The sequence below is a fragment of the Pseudoramibacter porci genome, from assembly GCF_009696145.1.
Taxonomy (GTDB): domain Bacteria; phylum Bacillota; class Clostridia; order Eubacteriales; family Eubacteriaceae; genus Pseudoramibacter; species Pseudoramibacter porci.
In genome coordinates, this window is record NZ_VUMO01000011.1 from 45,461 (window position 1) to 61,935 (window position 16,475).

The window sequence follows — 16,475 nt, forward strand, 5'->3', positions numbered from 1 at the left end:
GATTAAAATATGAGACTTAATCTAAAAGTCATGGAGATGACAGGACGGCTTCTGAGAAGCGATCGCGAAAACGCCAGCCGCAAGCCCAGTCCCGTCGCACCGGCTCTGCGGGTCGGCGCGGCGGTTCTTTGCATTTTGCTCTGTGCACTCTCGCAAAACGCGGTATACGTCATCACCGTCATCGCAGTTGAACTGCTGCGGCTGGCGATGATGCCGCCTGCATCCATCCTTCGGGTGATAAAGGCTTTGATTTTGCCGGTGATTTTTTCGGCGCTGATCATGCTGCCCGCCGTTTTCCTTGGCCATCCGCGGACGATGCTCACGGTCACGATGAAGGTGCTTGAATCGGTGATGGTGCTCGCTGTCATGAATGAAGGCCTCGACTGGCGGGAAGTGACAGCGGCCTTCAGCGCCTTCAAGGGCATGGCGGTGTTCGTTTTGATTCTCGACATGACGATGCGATTTTTGATGATCCTCGGCGACTACAGTGGCAAATTGCTGGAAGCCGTCATGCTCAGAAGTGTCGGCAAAACCAGTTGGAAGAATGCAAAAGTTGACGGCATTCTCGGCACGACGTTTTTAAAATCCCGTCAAATGGCGGAGGCAACAGAAGAGGCGATGGCCTGCCGCTGCTTTAACGGGCAGTACCGCAGCTATCATCAGCACGGCTTGACCTGGCGGGATGGGCTTTTTCTGGGGGTCTACGCCGCAATGATCGCGTTTTTTATTTTGACAAAGTAAAATTTAAAAAGGGAGACGACATGATTCAGCTCGAACATATCGATTACGATTATCAGGGGATCCCGGCCCTTCGGGACATTACCTACACCTTTGAAATGGGGCGCTGCTACTGCCTTGAAGGGCCCAACGGGTGCGGCAAGTCCACCTTGTTTAGGATTTTGAACGGCCTCGCCTTTCCGGCAAGGGGGCGGTACGTATTGGACAGCGACGCCATCACCGAAAAACGTCTTCGCGACGATACTTTCGCTAAGGCCTTCCACGCGAAAATCGGCTACGTCTTTCAGAATGCCGAGGTGCAGCTCTTTTGTAAAAGTGTCGAGGATGAAATTGCCTTTGGCCTTTTCCAGCTGGGACTGCCTGAGGGGGAAATTGAAGAACGCGTTGAAAAATACATCCGCCAGTTGAATTTAGCGTCTCTGAGAAAGCGCACGCCCTACAATTTAAGCGGCGGCGAAAAGAAACGCGTAGCGCTCGCGGCCGTGCTCGCAATGGATCCGCCGATTCTGATGTTCGACGAGCCGTTGAGCGGGCTCGATGAAGACGGACAGTGCTGGATCACGGATTTTATCCGCGCATTAAAATCCACAGGAAAACTGATCATCATTTCGACCCACAACCGAAGGTTAGCCGGGCAGCTCGCCGACGTGCACGTCAGAATGAATAAAGACCACCGGATAATCTGTCCTTAAAGCTCATAATTTTGCATTTACAATGAAGGATTCCGGCCGTAAAATTAAAACAGTTACATATAAATACAGAAGGGGAAGAATCGATGAAAGTCTTACTTGTTAACGGGAGCCCGCACCAGCACGGCTGTACCGACCGCGCGCTCAGGGAAATCAAAACGCAGCTGGAAAAAGAAGGCGTCGATGCGGATATTTTTTGGATTGAAAATGATCCAATTCGCGGGTGTGTGGCGTGCAACATGTGTCTTAAAAAGAAAAAGTGTATTTTTGACGACGTGGTGAATCAATTCTCTAACATCGCGAAATTTTACGATGGCTTTGTTTTCGGCGCACCGACGTATTACGCGTCGTCGGCCGGACAGATGAGCGCCTTTATGGACCGGGTGTTTTACTCCAATATGAACGCCGGATCTGAGATATTCGCCCACAAGCCGGTGGCGTCGGTCGTGTCCTGCCGCCGGGCTGGGGATGTGGCAGCACTCGACCAGATGAACAAATACTACGGCCTGGCCAATATGTTCATCGTTTGTTCGACGTATTGGAACGAGGTGCACGGCTTTAAGCCCGAGCACGTCGAACAGGATGCAGAGGGGCTTCAGACCATGCGCAACCTTGCCAGAAATATGGCGTGGTTTTTAAAATCCGTTGCAGCCGCGAAAAAGGCCGGCGTGAAAGAACCTGAAATCGAAAAGGGAACCTACACCCATTTCATCCGTTAAAATCATTTGTATCGCATTAAAAAACCGCTTGTGGATTTTTCCACAAGCGGTTTTTGATTTTAAGCTGAGATTGCAATTAATCGATGGTCTTGATGACGTCGTCGATTTTCGCATTTGTCAGATCTTCGCCGAACCATTTCTTCGTCAGTTTGCCGAAGGTGCCGTCTTTCTTCATGTCTTTGATCGCGGTATTGATCTTGTCGCGCAGTTCTTTGTCATTTTTGCGGCAGACCACAGCAATCGGTTCGTTGGAGAGCACGTCGGAGCTGACCTTGTAGATGCTAGGTTTCTTTGAAGTGTAGAAATCTGCAACTGGTTTGTCCGTCATGATGTAGTCGATCTGGCCGCTTTCCAGAGCGGTAAAGGCGTCGACCATCGAATCGAATTCCTTCAAATTCATCGTGTTGCCTTTTTTCTTCATGGCTTTAGCGGCGTAGTCCGCGGTGGTTTCGAGTTGGAGGCCGACTTTCTGGCCGTTGAGCTGTTCAGCTTTTGAAGCCTGTGTGCCGTTGGTTCTGGAAACGATGACGATCCCGTTGCCGAGATAAGAATCACTCATAGCGAATGATTTCTGGCGTTTGCTTGTATTGCTGACGCCGGCAATGATACAATCGTACTGACCGGAATTCAATCCGTTGAAGATGCCGTCGAAGCTGGTGTCTTTCCAGGAAGCTTTGATCTTCTTATCCTTTGTGCTCAGTTCTTTAGCCAAGGCATTCCCAAAGTCGATGTCGAAGCCGACCAGCTTGTTGTCTTTGTTTTTGTATTCCATTGGGGTGTACTCAGCATTTGTCCCGATCTTTAAAACGCCGTCCGCCAGTGGGTCGGAATTTTTGGAGCCGCAGCCGGCAGCCAATCCTGCGACGCTCACGAGGGTAAGCGCTAAAACAAATGCGATGATTTTCTTTTTCATGACTGAAAAAATCTCCTTCCTTAAGGAATTATTTATTTTACTTTTAATTATAAAGCAAGTTAGAATAAAATCAAGAGAATTTTATAAAATTGCGAAAATAATGGATAAACATGCAAAAAATCACAGAAAGAGATAACAATATGCATCAGGCATTAGAAATTTATGTTCACATTCCGTTCTGCCGGTCCAAATGCCGGTATTGCGACTTTGTATCCTGGCCGGAGCGCGACGGCAACCGCGTTGCGCAGTATTTCGAGGCGCTCAAAAGAGAAATCGCTGCCTTTAACGGTGGTCTACAGCCTATCCGCTCGGTTTATTTCGGCGGCGGCACGCCGTCGGCGGTTGCCCCGGCCTATCTGGCTGAAACGATTGCCGCTTTAGAAAAAAAATTCGGCTTTGATTTTCCAACGGCAGCCTTCGAGAAAACTATCGAAGTCAATCCGAAGACGGTGGATAAAAATCAGCTTCAGTATTACAGAAAATTAGGCTTTAACCGATTGTCAGTGGGGGTGCAGAGCTTTAATGACCGCCTGCTTCAAATTGTCGGCCGCCCGTACTACGCAGCCGATGCCCTTCAAACTTTGGAGGATGCCGCAGCGGCCGGCTTTGACAATATCTCCGTCGATTTGATCTTTGGCCTGCCAGGCCAGACCCTTGCCGATGTGGACGCGACCATCGATCGGCTGTCGCATTTTCCGCCGGTCACCCACGTTTCCTGCTACAGTTTGATCGTCGAGCCCGGAACCGTCTTTGAAAAATGGCAGCGCGAAGGCAGGCTCAGTCTTCCGAGTGAAAAGATCGAGCGCGCGATGTACCACCGAATCTGCGAACGCCTTGGGGAAAATGGGTTTGCACAGTACGAGATCTCCAATTTCGCGCGGCCGGGCTGTTTCAGCCGCCACAATTCCGGCTATTGGGACTTAACGCCCTACGCCGGCTTTGGTCTCGGCGCCGCATCATTATTATTAGAAAAGCGCACCACAGATGCTGACGGCGCCTTTCGGCGATGGACGACGACGCCGGATTTTGAGGCCTATCTGAAAAATCCGGTCACGCGCACCGAAAATCATCCGCTCTCCAAGCGGGAGGCTGAGGGCGACTTTATGTTTCTGGGCCTTCGCAAAACCTGCGGAGTCGACGACAGAGATTTTCAGAACACGTTCGGGGAATCTTTTGAGACGCGTTATGCTGACGAAATCCCTTCCTTAATAAGAGAAGGACTCATCCAGCGGGCGGACACCCGGATCAAACTGACAGTTCGCGGGCTGGACTTGGCCAATCAGGTTTTCATGGCTTTTGTGTGAAAAAAGCATCAACTTAAAAACGTCTGAAAATTTTCAAAAAGTGAAAATTGAATTTGAATTGTTATTGACAATTTGAAAAGGCGGTGCTATATTATATTCAAGATGTTAGCACTCAAATAAAAAGAGTGCTAATAAATAAGGTGGTGAGTATCATAAAACCGAGAAAGAAAAAAATTCTGGAAGCCGTAATCAGAGATTACATCAGCACGGCCGAGCCGGTCGGGTCCAGAACGCTGTCGCGGCGGTACGATTTAGGTGTCAGCCCGGCGACGATCCGGAATGAAATGTCTGATTTGGAAGAAATGGGTTATCTGATGCAGCCACACACCTCCTCCGGCAGAATTCCGACACAAAAAGCTTACCGCTATTATGTGGACGAAATCATGCAGATCAAAAAGCTGGCGGAGACGATGCGCCGGGATATCCATCGGGGCTATCTGCAGGCGGGTCAGGAAATCGACACAGCCGTCAATCATACGGCGAACGTGCTGTCGCAGCTGACCAATTACACGGCAGTGGTGCTGGCACCGCGGGTGTCGCGGTTCAATTGCAAGCATTTGCAAATCGTACCGCTGATTCGCAACCGCGTGCTGGTCGTTATGGTCACAGTCGAAGGGATTGCCCGGAATTTGGAAGTGACTTTGTCCTCGGATGTGGACGACACGATGGCCCTTCGAATGTCCAACGTGCTCAACAGTATTTTGAAGAATGTGGCCTTTCAGGACTTTGGGACAGACCTCATCGACAAGATCGGCGATCTGAAACCGATGGAAAGAAAGCTCCTCGACGAGCTGATCCCGATGATTCGGGATGCGCTGCTCGAATCAGAAACCGATGTGACGGCGAGCGGGTTCAAGAATTTACTGAACTATCCGGAATTCAACGATGTCGACAAAATCAAGAATCTTGTCGATGTGGTCGAAGCGAAACCGCTGCTCGCGAAAGTCATGATCAACGGGGCTGAGAAAAAAGATGAGAACAACCGCGTCATTCACGTCACTATTGGTGATGAAAATGACAACCAGCACCTCAAGGAATTTTCAATCATTACTTCGACCTACGAGCGGGAAGGTGTTCCGATGGGGGCATTTGGGGTCATTGGTCCGACGCGGATGAATTATTCACAGGTGTCATCCATTCTCGATGCCATTCGAGAGGAATTAAACACCAGCATTATGAAATTACTGAAATAGCTCAAAACAAAGCAGTACAATATCAAAGGTGGGAATATGGCGGAAGAAGAAAAGAAAACGCAAACCGCAGCGGATGAACCGCAAAATCAAGACGATTTAGCGGAAAAAGAAGCGGCACATCAGGAAACTGAGATGGATCAGGAACCGAAACAAGAAGAAAAAGAAGCGGCACAAGAAGAAAAACAAGACGAGGGCGACCCGAAAGTGAAGGCGCTGACGGATCAGCTGATGCGGCTGCAGGCTGATTTTTCCAATTATAAAAAGCGGACGAGCCGGGAAAAAGCTGAAATCGCGTCTTACACCACAGAAGAGCTCTTGAAAAAGCTTTTGCCGATTATTGACAACTTGGAAAGAGCTCTTGCAGCGAGTGAAAATGACGATGGAAGCGAAGAGCTCGCAACCGGCATTAAAATGGTCTACAAAGAATTGATGAAGACGCTTCAGGACGAAGGCCTTCAGGAAATCGAAGCGGAAGGCAAGCCCTTCGATCCGACTTATCATCATGGCGTCGCCATTGGCAACGAAGACGGCGTAGAAGATCAGGTGATCTTGGACGTCTTCCAAAAAGGCTATATGTACAAAGACAAGGTGATTCGGGCGGCAATGGTCCGGATCAATCAGAAATAAATCGTATTTATTAAATTTATGCAAAGCGAAACTCAGGAGGAAAGAGTTATGAGTAAAGAAAAAATCATCGGTATCGACTTAGGTACAACGAATTCCTGTGTGGCTGTCCTTGAAGGCGGCGACCCGGTTGTCATTCCAAACGCTGAAGGCAGCCGCACCACACCGTCTGTGGTTCAGATCAAAGACGGCGAACGTCTGGTCGGTCAGGTCGCAAAGCGCGGCGCCATCACCAATCCGGACGGCACCGTCTCATCGATCAAACGCCACATGGGTTCAGACTATAAAGTGACGATCGAAGGCAAATCCTACACCCCGCAGGAAATTTCAGCCATTATTCTGCAGAAACTGAAAGCGGACGCAGAAGCTTACCTCGGCGAAGAAGTGAAAAAAGCGGTCATCACCGTTCCGGCTTACTTCAACGACGCTCAGCGTCAGGCGACCAAGGACGCAGGCCGCATCGCAGGGCTCGATGTTCAGAGAATCATCAACGAACCGACCGCAGCCTCTTTGGCTTACGGCCTTGAAAAGGGCGAATCCCAGAAGATCATGGTCTTCGACTTGGGCGGCGGTACCTTCGACGTTTCGATCCTGGAACTCGGCGACGGCGTCTTTGAAGTCAAGGCGACAGCTGGGAACAACCACTTGGGCGGCGACGACTTCGACCAGAAAATCATCGATTGGATGGCGGACGAATTCCAGAAGGAAAACGGCGTCGATCTGAGACAGGACAAAATGGCCCTGCAGCGTTTGAAAGAAGCGGCTGAAAAAGCCAAAATCGAATTGTCCTCAATGTTAAAAACTGAAATCAACCTGCCGTTCATCACCGCAACGGCTGAAGGTCCGAAGCACTTGCAGATGGATCTGACCCGTGCGAAATTCGATGAATTGACGAGAGACCTGGTCAATGCGACGAGAGGCCCAGTCAATCAGGCGTTGTCTGACGCAGGCATCTCTGGCTCAGAACTCGGCCGCGTCCTGCTGGTCGGCGGTTCTTCGAGAATCCCGGCAGTTCAGGCGGCGGTTAAAGAAATCACCGGCAAAGAACCAGACAAGAGCATCAACCCGGACGAATGTGTCGCTGTTGGGGCGGCTATTCAAGGCGGCGTGTTGGCCGGCGAAGTTAACGACGTGCTGCTGCTCGACGTCACCCCGCTTTCACTGGGGATTGAAACCCTCGGCGGCGTTACAACCAAGCTGATCGAACGCAACACCACCATCCCGACCAAGAAGAGCCAGGTCTTCTCAACTGCGGCGGACAACCAGACCGCTGTTGACATCCACGTGCTCCAGGGTGAACGTGAAATGGCGAGAGACAATAAGACACTGGGCCGCTTCCAGTTGACCGGTATTCCAGCAGCGCGCCGCGGTGTACCGCAGATTGAAGTCACCTTCGATATTGATGCCAACGGGATCGTCAATGTTTCCGCGAAGGATTTGGGCACCGGCAAGGCACAGAACATCGTCATCAAATCCACTTCCAACATGAGCGAAGCCGATATCGACAAGGCGGTGAAGGAAGCAGAACAGCACGCAGCAGAAGATAAGAAAGAAAAAGAATTAATCGAAGCGAAAAACAACGCAGATACGGCGGCTTATCAGGCAGAACAGTCTCTGAAAGATATCGGAGACAAAGCGACAGCCGACGAAAAGGCAAAAGTTGAAGACGCGATTAAGGCTTTGAGAGAAAAAGCTCAGGGCGACGATCTCGACGCCATCAAATCCGCAACGGATGCGCTGAACGAATCGCTGTACCCGATCGCGCAGAAGCTCTACGCGGACGCACAGGCTCAGCAGCAGGCGCAGGGCGGCGCACAAGCTGGCCCGCAGGCTGGTCCGCAACAGGGCGGCAGCCAAAACGGCGGTGACGACAACGTCGAAGACGCCACTTACGAAGACGTCACTGATAAATAATCATCTGCAGACAAATCAACAAAAAGAAGGGCAGCTTTCACGAGCTGCCTTTCTTTGCACCGGCAGAAATGATATAATGCGGTGCAGTTTAGAAAGCAAAGCCAAAAGAGGTGACGATCAATGAGTGAAGAAAAACGCGATTATTATGAAGTGCTCGGCGTCGATAAAAACGCCAGTGCGGATGAAATCAAGAAAGCTTACCGTAAGCTGGCGATGAAATACCACCCCGACCGCAACCCGGGGAATAAAGAAGCAGAAGAAAAATTCAAGGAAATTAACGAAGCCTATGAAGTTTTGAGCGACGAAGACAAACGCCGCAACTACGATCAGTTCGGCCACGCCGGCGTAGACGGACAGGGCTTTGGCGGATTCGGCGGCGGTTCCGGCTTTGGCGGATTCGGCGGCTTTGACGATATTTTCTCCGACCTGTTCGGCGGCGGTTTTGGTGGATTTGGCGGCGGCGCTTCCTCCGGCAGACGCGGCCCGGCCCGAGGCGCCGACATGCGCATCAATTTGCGCTTGTCTTTTAAAGATGCCGTTTTCGGAACGGAAAAGAAAATCAAGATCAAGCGCCGGGAAGCCTGCTCGGCCTGCGGCGGATCTGGAGCACAGGAAGGCTCACACCCGCACACCTGCGATAAATGCGGCGGCAGCGGCCAGGTGACCATGCGCCGTCAAACGGCATTCGGCATGATGGCTCAGACCGTGGTTTGCGACAAGTGCCACGGCGAAGGGCAGATCATCGACAATCCGTGCCCCCATTGCCACGGCAGCGGTGTGGAAGAAAAGGAACGCACAATCAAAATCACGATCCCGGCGGGCGTCGACAACGATTCGGTGCTGCCGCTGAGAGGGCAGGGCCATGCCGGATCCAACGGCGGCGCCAGCGGCGACATTCTCGTCTACATCAATGTCCAGGAAGATCCGATTTTCAAGCGCAGGGGCGACGATATATACGTTGAATTGCCGATTTCCTTTATGCAGGCGGCTCTGGGTGACAATATCGAAGTGCCGACCATTGACGGCAAGGTCAAGATGAAGATTCCGGAAGGCACGCAGACCGGTAAGGAATTCAGAATGCGCGGCAAGGGCGTGAAGAACGTCAACGGCTACGGCCGCGGCGACCAATACGTCACCATCCGCGTGGAAACCCCGCAGAAATTGACCCGCAAGCAAAAGGAATTGATGCGGAAGTTCGGGGAATCCCTGACGAATAAAAATCATCAGAAGGGCACATCCTTCTGGGATCGCGTAAAGGGCGCGATGTAAGTTTCAGCTTGTAAAAATTCGAAGAATGCCTCTGACGGCATTCTTTTTTATTTTCTCAATTTTAAAAACCTTTTCATCTAAATTTGACTGAGATTATTGACGGCATTAGGCCATTTTGTTAGAATGAATATGTTAACAAGTGTATGCTTAATCGAAAAAATATGGATAGACAAGGAGAGCAATATTATGGAACAGATTCAATTTGACGCCAGCCGTGTGAAGGATTTTGTCCGCGATCACGAATTGGAACAGATCAAGGCCCAGGCCGAAACCGCTCGCAAAACTTTAATTGAAGGCACCGGCGCCGGAAACGATTTCCTCGGCTGGATCGATCTGCCGGTGGATTACGACAAAGAAGAATACGCCCGCATCAAAGCGGCAGCAGAAAAAATCCGAAAGGATTCCGACGTTCTGGTGGTCATTGGGATCGGGGGGTCTTACCTCGGCGCCAGAGCGGCTATTGATTATCTAAAGCCGAATTTCTACAATCAACAGCCAAGGGATATCGTTGACGCGCCGGAAATTTATTTCGCCGGCAACAGCATCAGCGGGGCGTACCTCAACGATTTGCTCGCTTTAATCGGCGACCGCGATTTCTCGGTCAACATCATCTCCAAATCCGGGACGACGACAGAACCGTCCATCGCTTTCCGCGTTTTTAAAGCAAAACTGGAAGCCAAATACGGAAAGGAAGAAGCTGCGAAGCGCATTTACGCGACGACGGACAAGGCCCGCGGCGCGTTAAAAACCGAAGCCGACGAAGCCGGCTACGAAAGCTTTGTCATTCCAGACAATATCGGCGGCCGCTTCTCCGTGCTCACGGCGGTGGGACTGCTGCCGATCGCGGTGTCCGGCGCGGATCTCGACGCTCTGATGGCCGGGGCGCAGGCCATGCGCGACAGCGTCAAGACCACACCCTTTGAAGACAATCCGGCGATGCAGTACGCGGCGTTTCGCAATATTTTCAGAAATAAAGGCAGACAAATCGAAATCCTCGCGAACTACGAACCGGCGCTGCACAACATTTCCGAATGGTGGAAACAACTATACGGTGAATCTGAAGGCAAGGACGGCAAGGGGCTCTACCCGGCGTCTTACGACTTGTCGACCGACCTGCATTCCCTGGGGCAATTTGTTCAGGATGGCAATAACATCCTTTTTGAAACAGTGCTCGATGTTGAAAAGCCCATGTCCGATGTGACGATTCAGGAAGATCCGGAAAATTTGGACGGATTGAACTTCCTGGCAGGCAAAAAAATGGACGACGTCAACAAAAACGCGATGATGGGTACGATGCTGGCCCATACGGACGGCCAGGTCCCGAATTTGATGATCAAGATTCCGGCTCGAGACGAAAATTCCCTCGGCCAGCTGTTCTATTTCTTTGAATTCGCAGTGGGCGTCAGCGGCTACCTCTTGGGCGTCAACCCGTTCAACCAGCCGGGTGTCGAAGCCTACAAAAAGAACATGTTTGCGCTCCTCGGAAAACCAGGTTTCGAAGAACAGGCTGAAATTTTAAAGAAACGGCTGTCTGAATAATCCTCGGCGGCAATTGTAAAGGAAAATAGCCTCCAATGGGGGCGACAAAAGGGAGAATGAAATGAAACCTTACGCTTTCGGTGTGGATATTGGGGGGACATCGATTAAAATCGGACTGGCAAAGACATCGGGATGGCTTTTCGAAACGCGAAAAATCGGAACCCCTTCAGATCTTTCGGCAGAATCCTTCTTACTCAGCATTTCGGAAGTGATCAAACAGCGCATTCACGCGCGCGGCTTGAAGGCTGCCGATTTCGCCGGGATCGGGGTTGGTGTCCCCGGTCCGGTGGACGAAAAGGGCGTGGTCCACGGCTGCCCTAATCTCGGCTGGAGCGAGGTGGACGTGAAAGGGATCCTGTCGCGCGCTCTGGATATCCCGGTGCAGGTCGGTAACGACGCCAATGTCGCAGCCCTCGGCGAAATGTGGCAGGGCGGCGGCAAGGGCTTTTCCAATCTTGTGATGGTGACCCTGGGCACGGGGGTTGGCGGCGGCGTGATTGTCGACCAGCATATCGTGTGCGGGCAGTACGGATCCGCCGGCGAAATCGGCCACCTGCACGTGTCAGACACCGAAAGCGAACCCTGCGGCTGCAGCAATTTTGGCTGTCTGGAGCAGTACGCCTCAGCCACGGGGATTGTTCGAACGGCATCCCGCCTTTTGTGCGTCCATCCAGACGTCCCTTCGATCCTCAGGAAGGCGGCGCCCCTTGACGCGAAAATCGTCTGCGACGGTGCGCGGGCGGGCGATGCGCTGGCCACCTCAGCCGTCGAATCGGCTATGGATCAGCTGGGAAAAGCCCTGGCGATGGTTTCCTGCGTGGTCGATCCGGAGGCTTATGTGATCGGCGGCGGCGTCTCTCTTGCGTCCGACGTGCTCATGCCGCCGCTGAAGAAGGCATACAGGCGGTACGCCTTTCCTTCATCGCGGCACACCGCTTTTAAGCAGGCGGTTTTAGGGAATCAGGCAGGCATCATCGGCGGCATCAAGCTCGCGGTGGCGGATGCTAAAGGAAATAAGGAGAAATAAAATGACGGTTAATCGAATAGGCGTTTTGACGAGCGGCGGCGATGCGCCGGGGATGAATGCTGCGATTCGCGCGATTGTACGAACCGCAGTCTACAACGACATTCAAGTTTACGGCATCGAAGAGGGATTTTTCGGTCTGAACGAAGAAAAATTCAGACCGCTCACCAGCCGCAGTGTGGCCAATATCATCGACCGGGGCGGTACCATTTTGCAAACCTCCCGCTCGGCATTTTTCAAGACGCCGGCTGGCGTCAAACACGCGGCGAATAAAATCAAAGACTACAATCTCGACGCGCTGGTTGTCATTGGCGGCGAAGGCTCGATGAAAGGCGCCAAGGCGCTCAGCGATCTCGGCGTCAACGTCGTCGTGATTCCGGGCACCATTGACAACGACATCGGCGCGACGGATTACACCATTGGCTTTGACACGGCGGTATCCACAGCGATCGATGCGATCAGCAAAATCAGAGACACGTCCTTCTCTCACAATCGGATGAATATTGTCCAGGTGATGGGACGGCACTGCGGTGACATCGCGATGTACGCGGGGCTGGCCTGCGGCGCCAAGGCGCTGATCATTCCGGAAAAGGATGTGCCCCTCGAAGAGATCTGCGCGAAGCTGATCGAAGGTCACGAAAGGGGCAAGCTGCACAGTATCATTATGCTGGCTGAAGGCTGCGGCCACTACCGGGATTACGTCCCGAAAATTCAGGAGCTGACCGGCGTTGAAACCAAGGGGACAAACCTGGGCTACATTCAGCGTGGCGGCGCGCCGAGCCATTTTGACAGACGTCTCGCCAGCTACATGGGCTTTCAGGCAGTGCAGGCGATCATGAAAGGCGATGTCAATTCGATGGTCGTGACCAAAAATGGAAAATTCCAAGTCATTCCCCTTGACGAAGCGATCGACACGCCAAAGGTGTTCGATGAAGCCATGTACCACATGATTCAGGTGCTTTCCATTTAAAGTTCAAAAATTGATTTTAAACAGGCAAAGCCTGCGTTCAGCGGATCCGGTTGCGGGTCCGTTTTTTTTGTGCACAGACCGATGCTCACTTATACACAAAATTATCCACAATCTTTTTGCGGTCAACAAAGCATCGCGACATTCTGTCCACAGTTATACACAATTCGGAAAGGATTTTTCAACAAGTTGTGGACAGGGGATAAGATTCTTGTGCTCAGGGCTGCTTTTTGATAAAATAAAAATATTATTGAAGAGAGGATGACAGAATGGATCGAAATAAAAAAATTCTGATTGCGGCCTGTGCGGTGGCGATCGCGCTCATTATTGTGGTCGGCATCCTTCTGGCCATGTTCGGAAGAGATAAGACCCCGTTGAGTGAACGCACGCTCCATTTATCAGTCAATGGCTGCGATATTGAAGTTCCGCTGAAGAAAAACAACGTGACGGTCAATGCGCCGTCTTTAGCAGTTGGGGAGAACACCTTTGAAGTACTGGGCTATCCGGGCGGTACGGTCAAGGCCAACGGCAAGACCGTCAAAGTCGGCAACACCTCGACGATTAAGGTTGACGCCATCTCATCGGAAAATCAGATTGTCATCACGGTCCGCAACGTCAAAGACAGCCGAACGGTTAACCTTCGCACCTACTCGACGCGCCTGCCCAAGCTGCGCACCATCGGAAAAGGCGTGAAAGGCGGACAGTACCTCGTCACCGAGGCGGACCGGCCGGTCATGTACGCGCTGGACGATACAGGCGAAATCATCTGGTACAAGGCGCTGTCGGCCAAATCGAAAACCCGTTTCTCCGATTTCAAATGTCATCAGACGAAAAGCGGCGTTTATTATTCATATCAGGTCGTCAATGCAGATGCTGATAATTTTGGCATCGCGGACTACCGTCCGGGCAAGCGGGTCATCATGGACGACAAGTTTAAAATTTTGACCGGCGACGCCGGCATCACCGCCTACAAAAAGGATAAAAGCATCGATTGGGACCAGGCGGGAACGGCGATCGACGGCAATGCCTTCGAGATGCTGTCGCGCCATAATACCTTCGCGGTGTACTGCAAGCCGACCCGGGTGACGAACATGCCCGACGGCATCACAGCGCACAAAAATACGACTGTCGCGGCGGTCGTTGTGCAAAACGCCGGGCGCACCCACGTCAGCTGGGAATGGAACAGTGCCGATGTGGCGCGGCTGTACAGCGATTCGGCCGCCGGCAACGATTATTCGAGCGACGACATTCAGGATTATTTAAATCCGTCGGCGATGGTCGTCGATCCGACGGATGACAACCTGATTCTCTCTTTTAAAAATGCGAATTGCCTCGTAAAAATTGACAGCAAAACCGGAAAAATGATGTGGACTCTCGGCGGCAAGTCCGACGAATTTGGGTTGAAAGACAGCCAGAAATTCGCGGGCCAGACCGACGTTCAGGTGTCGGCGGAGGGCACGCTCACCATTACGCAGCCGGGCAAAATAACGGTCCTCAAACTCGACGAAGCCAATAAGGCTGTTGCGTCGATTAGAACGAGAAATATCGACAATGCGGTCGGCGCCAATCTCATGAACGCAGACAGCGGCGAGCTCTGCGTCGGGAAAAACGGCAGCGTGCTCATCGAAGAACGAAATGTCGACGGGGGCGAAGTGAAAAACGCTCTGCAAATCAAAACGACGACGCCGCACAGCATCGCGTCGGTGCGTTTTGTGCCCGCTCAGGCGGATTAAAGGCTAGAGTGTCAAAAGGATCCAATCGGGTCCTTTTTTTGTGCGTTAAATTATCTTGCCATGACTTTAAGTTTGTGTTAAGCTTTAAAGGCAATGTTGATTGCAACTCTGGAGAGTTCCAATTTGGGCGCCGAAGGTGTAAGCATCGATTTCGATGTGATCTCTCAGGCAAAAGGACAGAGGTAAGTTTTTACTTCGTCTTGACTCTCACATTTTTACATGTAGAGGAGGACACATGTTTCATTCAATCAACCAATTTCTCACACAGGTTGACGGTATCGTTTGGGGACTGCCGTTAATCATCTTAATTTTATTTGTCGGCATCATGCTGACGATTCGGCTCCACGTCCTGCAATTCATTCATCTCCCGAAAGCGCTGAAGTTTATGGTGCGCAACGAGGAAGAAGGCGAGGGCGAGGTCACAAGTTTCGGCGCGCTGAGCGTGGCCCTTTCCGCTACGATCGGCACTGGGAACATCGTCGGGGTGGCGACGGCCATCGTATCCGGCGGGCCGGGGGCGCTGTTCTGGATGTGGGTGGCTGCCTTTTTCGGCATGGCGACCAAATACGCTGAAGGGCTTTTGGCCATCAAATACCGGACCATCGATGAAGAAGGCCACGTCCTGGGCGGCCCTTTCTATTACATCGAAAACGGGATGGGACAGAAATGGCGCTGGCTTGCGAAAATCTTTGCGTTCTTCGGCATGGGGGTCGGCTTATTCGGCATCGGGACCTTTACCCAGATTAACGGGATTACCTCAGCGGTCAACACCTTTTTCGATCCTAAAAATGCGAACACGATCGCGCTGTTCGGCAATCAGTACTCGCTTTCTGTTGTCATCGCGGGCTTGCTGGTGACCTTATTTGCCGGCCTGGTCATCATCGGCGGCCTCAAGCGCATCGCTGGCGTCTCTCAGGTGGTGGTGCCCTTTATGGCCATTGCCTACGTGGTCTGCACCGTTGCCATTTTAATCATCAATCGCCACGCGCTGCCCGGCGCCTTGGCGGAAATTTTTGAATCGGCCTTTGGGGTCCGCGCCATTGCCGGCGGTGCCGTCGGGACAATGATCGTCGCGATGCAGAAGGGGATCGCTCGAGGGATCTTCTCCAACGAATCGGGTTTGGGGTCGGCGCCGATCGCTGCTGCCGCTGCCCAGACCAAATCCTGCGTGCGCCAGGGTCTGGTTTCCATGACGGGGACGTTCATCGACACCATCGTCATTTGTACGATGACGGGCCTTTCGATTGTCTCAACCGGAAGCTGGAACAAAGGACTTGAAGGGGTCAACGTCACGATCCGCGCCTTCCAGAAAGGGCTGCCGATTCCGGCGCAGGCGTCCAGCTTTCTTCTGATGATCTGCCTGGTTTTCTTCGCCTTTACGACGATTCTGGGATGGGATTATTACGGCGAACGCTGCCTCGAATACTTGTCCAACCGCAACAAAAAGGCCGTCATGACCTATCGTCTCCTTTACGTGCTGTGTATCTTCTTCGGCCCGTACATGACCGTCGAAGCGGTTTGGACCATCGCTGATATATTCAACGCTTTGATGGCGTTCCCGAACTTGATCGCGCTCATCGCCTTGTCCGGCGTCGTGGTTGCCGAAACCCGGCAGTATTTCAAACACGAAAACGATCCGCGGATTTTGACTGGCGAAGATATGGACGCCTAACCGGCATTTGACTGCTATAAAAAAGTCTGAGCTTTTGAATTGGCTCAGACTTTCAGACTGTAGACAAACGAGGCTCTGAGAAAATACTCAGGAGCCTCGTTTGATTTAATATCAAGCTGCAATTTGTAGATTTATAAATTGAAATCGAAATATAGGACGATTCGGTCCTGAGTGGTT

14 protein-coding genes and 1 riboswitch are annotated in these 16,475 nt (G+C 51.9%); of the genes, 13 read left to right on the forward strand and 1 reads right to left on the reverse strand.

Annotation, left to right across the window (positions count from 1 at the left end):
• Positions 1–9 precede the first annotated feature (9 nt).
• The 3 genes from FYJ52_RS08230 to FYJ52_RS08240 all read left to right on the forward strand — a co-directional run bounded on the left by FYJ52_RS08230 (position 10) and on the right by FYJ52_RS08240 (position 2,146).
• Positions 10–741: an energy-coupling factor transporter transmembrane component T gene (locus tag FYJ52_RS08230; RefSeq protein WP_154576748.1), complete on the forward strand. Its 732-nt coding sequence runs from the start codon at positions 10–12 to the stop codon at positions 739–741.
• Positions 742–761: 20 nt separating this feature from the next.
• The gene (locus FYJ52_RS08235; RefSeq protein WP_154576749.1) at positions 762–1,430 is read left to right on the forward strand and encodes an energy-coupling factor ABC transporter ATP-binding protein; all 669 of its coding nucleotides are present in this window, start codon (positions 762–764) and stop codon (positions 1,428–1,430) included.
• 83 nt (positions 1,431–1,513) lie between these two features.
• Positions 1,514–2,146, forward strand: coding sequence for a flavodoxin family protein (locus FYJ52_RS08240; RefSeq protein ID WP_154576750.1), 633 nt, complete (start codon positions 1,514–1,516; stop codon positions 2,144–2,146).
• 76 nt (positions 2,147–2,222) lie between these two features.
• Here the strand turns inward: FYJ52_RS08240 and FYJ52_RS08245 are convergent, their stop codons facing one another.
• Positions 2,223–3,059, reverse strand: a complete 837-nt coding sequence (locus FYJ52_RS08245; protein WP_154576751.1) for a substrate-binding periplasmic protein — start codon at positions 3,057–3,059, stop codon at positions 2,223–2,225.
• Between the two features lie 140 nt (positions 3,060–3,199).
• Here FYJ52_RS08245 and hemW point away from each other — a divergent pair, with 140 nt between their 5' ends.
• The 10 genes from hemW to FYJ52_RS08295 all read left to right on the forward strand — a co-directional run bounded on the left by hemW (position 3,200) and on the right by FYJ52_RS08295 (position 16,298).
• Complete coding sequence (gene hemW / locus FYJ52_RS08250) at positions 3,200–4,363, forward strand: radical SAM family heme chaperone HemW (protein ID WP_205960813.1); 1,164 nt, start codon at positions 3,200–3,202, stop codon at positions 4,361–4,363.
• Positions 4,364–4,506: 143 nt separating this feature from the next.
• Positions 4,507–5,556 carry a heat-inducible transcriptional repressor HrcA gene (gene hrcA, locus FYJ52_RS08255; protein ID WP_328598791.1) on the forward strand — a complete coding sequence of 350 codons (1,050 nt, stop codon included), beginning with the start codon at positions 4,507–4,509 and terminating at the stop codon, positions 5,554–5,556.
• A gap of 36 nt (positions 5,557–5,592) precedes the next feature.
• Positions 5,593–6,183, forward strand: coding sequence for a nucleotide exchange factor GrpE (gene grpE, locus FYJ52_RS08260; RefSeq protein ID WP_154576753.1), 591 nt, complete (start codon positions 5,593–5,595; stop codon positions 6,181–6,183).
• Positions 6,184–6,231: 48 nt separating this feature from the next.
• Positions 6,232–8,094 carry a molecular chaperone DnaK gene (gene dnaK, locus FYJ52_RS08265; RefSeq protein ID WP_154576754.1) on the forward strand — a complete coding sequence of 621 codons (1,863 nt, stop codon included), beginning with the start codon at positions 6,232–6,234 and terminating at the stop codon, positions 8,092–8,094.
• Positions 8,095–8,214: 120 nt separating this feature from the next.
• The gene (gene dnaJ, locus FYJ52_RS08270) at positions 8,215–9,363 is read left to right on the forward strand and encodes a molecular chaperone DnaJ (protein WP_154576755.1); all 1,149 of its coding nucleotides are present in this window, start codon (positions 8,215–8,217) and stop codon (positions 9,361–9,363) included.
• Positions 9,364–9,546: 183 nt separating this feature from the next.
• Positions 9,547–10,902: a glucose-6-phosphate isomerase gene (locus tag FYJ52_RS08275; protein WP_328598792.1), complete on the forward strand. Its 1,356-nt coding sequence runs from the start codon at positions 9,547–9,549 to the stop codon at positions 10,900–10,902.
• Positions 10,903–10,963: 61 nt separating this feature from the next.
• Positions 10,964–11,929: an ROK family glucokinase gene (locus FYJ52_RS08280; protein WP_154576757.1), complete on the forward strand. Its 966-nt coding sequence runs from the start codon at positions 10,964–10,966 to the stop codon at positions 11,927–11,929.
• A gap of 1 nt (position 11,930) precedes the next feature.
• Complete coding sequence (gene pfkA / locus FYJ52_RS08285; RefSeq protein WP_154576758.1) at positions 11,931–12,896, forward strand: 6-phosphofructokinase; 966 nt, start codon at positions 11,931–11,933, stop codon at positions 12,894–12,896.
• Positions 12,897–13,162: 266 nt separating this feature from the next.
• A complete protein-coding gene (locus tag FYJ52_RS08290) occupies positions 13,163–14,626 on the forward strand; it encodes an aryl-sulfate sulfotransferase (protein WP_154576759.1) in 1,464 nt (487 codons plus the stop codon).
• 98 nt (positions 14,627–14,724) lie between these two features.
• A riboswitch (glycine riboswitch) is annotated at positions 14,725–14,816 on the forward strand.
• A gap of 45 nt (positions 14,817–14,861) precedes the next feature.
• Positions 14,862–16,298: an alanine/glycine:cation symporter family protein gene (locus FYJ52_RS08295; RefSeq protein ID WP_154576760.1), complete on the forward strand. Its 1,437-nt coding sequence runs from the start codon at positions 14,862–14,864 to the stop codon at positions 16,296–16,298.
• Positions 16,299–16,475 lie beyond the last annotated feature (177 nt).

What these genes read in the sequence shown, in the direction of transcription:
- FYJ52_RS08230 (WP_154576748.1), top strand. Translation starts at nt 10, where the DNA reads ATGAGACTTAATCTAAAAGTCATGGAGATGACAGGACGGCTTCTGAGA.
- FYJ52_RS08245 (WP_154576751.1), bottom strand. Translation starts at nt 3,059, where the DNA reads ATGAAAAAGAAAATCATCGCATTTGTTTTAGCGCTTACCCTCGTGAGC.
- FYJ52_RS08235 (WP_154576749.1), top strand. Translation starts at nt 762, where the DNA reads ATGATTCAGCTCGAACATATCGATTACGATTATCAGGGGATCCCGGCC.
- dnaJ (WP_154576755.1), top strand. Translation starts at nt 8,215, where the DNA reads ATGAGTGAAGAAAAACGCGATTATTATGAAGTGCTCGGCGTCGATAAA.
- FYJ52_RS08240 (WP_154576750.1), top strand. Translation starts at nt 1,514, where the DNA reads ATGAAAGTCTTACTTGTTAACGGGAGCCCGCACCAGCACGGCTGTACC.
- FYJ52_RS08280 (WP_154576757.1), top strand. Translation starts at nt 10,964, where the DNA reads ATGAAACCTTACGCTTTCGGTGTGGATATTGGGGGGACATCGATTAAA.
- dnaK (WP_154576754.1), top strand. Translation starts at nt 6,232, where the DNA reads ATGAGTAAAGAAAAAATCATCGGTATCGACTTAGGTACAACGAATTCC.
- FYJ52_RS08295 (WP_154576760.1), top strand. Translation starts at nt 14,862, where the DNA reads ATGTTTCATTCAATCAACCAATTTCTCACACAGGTTGACGGTATCGTT.
- FYJ52_RS08290 (WP_154576759.1), top strand. Translation starts at nt 13,163, where the DNA reads ATGGATCGAAATAAAAAAATTCTGATTGCGGCCTGTGCGGTGGCGATC.
- grpE (WP_154576753.1), top strand. Translation starts at nt 5,593, where the DNA reads ATGGCGGAAGAAGAAAAGAAAACGCAAACCGCAGCGGATGAACCGCAA.
- pfkA (WP_154576758.1), top strand. Translation starts at nt 11,931, where the DNA reads ATGACGGTTAATCGAATAGGCGTTTTGACGAGCGGCGGCGATGCGCCG.
- hemW (WP_205960813.1), top strand. Translation starts at nt 3,200, where the DNA reads ATGCATCAGGCATTAGAAATTTATGTTCACATTCCGTTCTGCCGGTCC.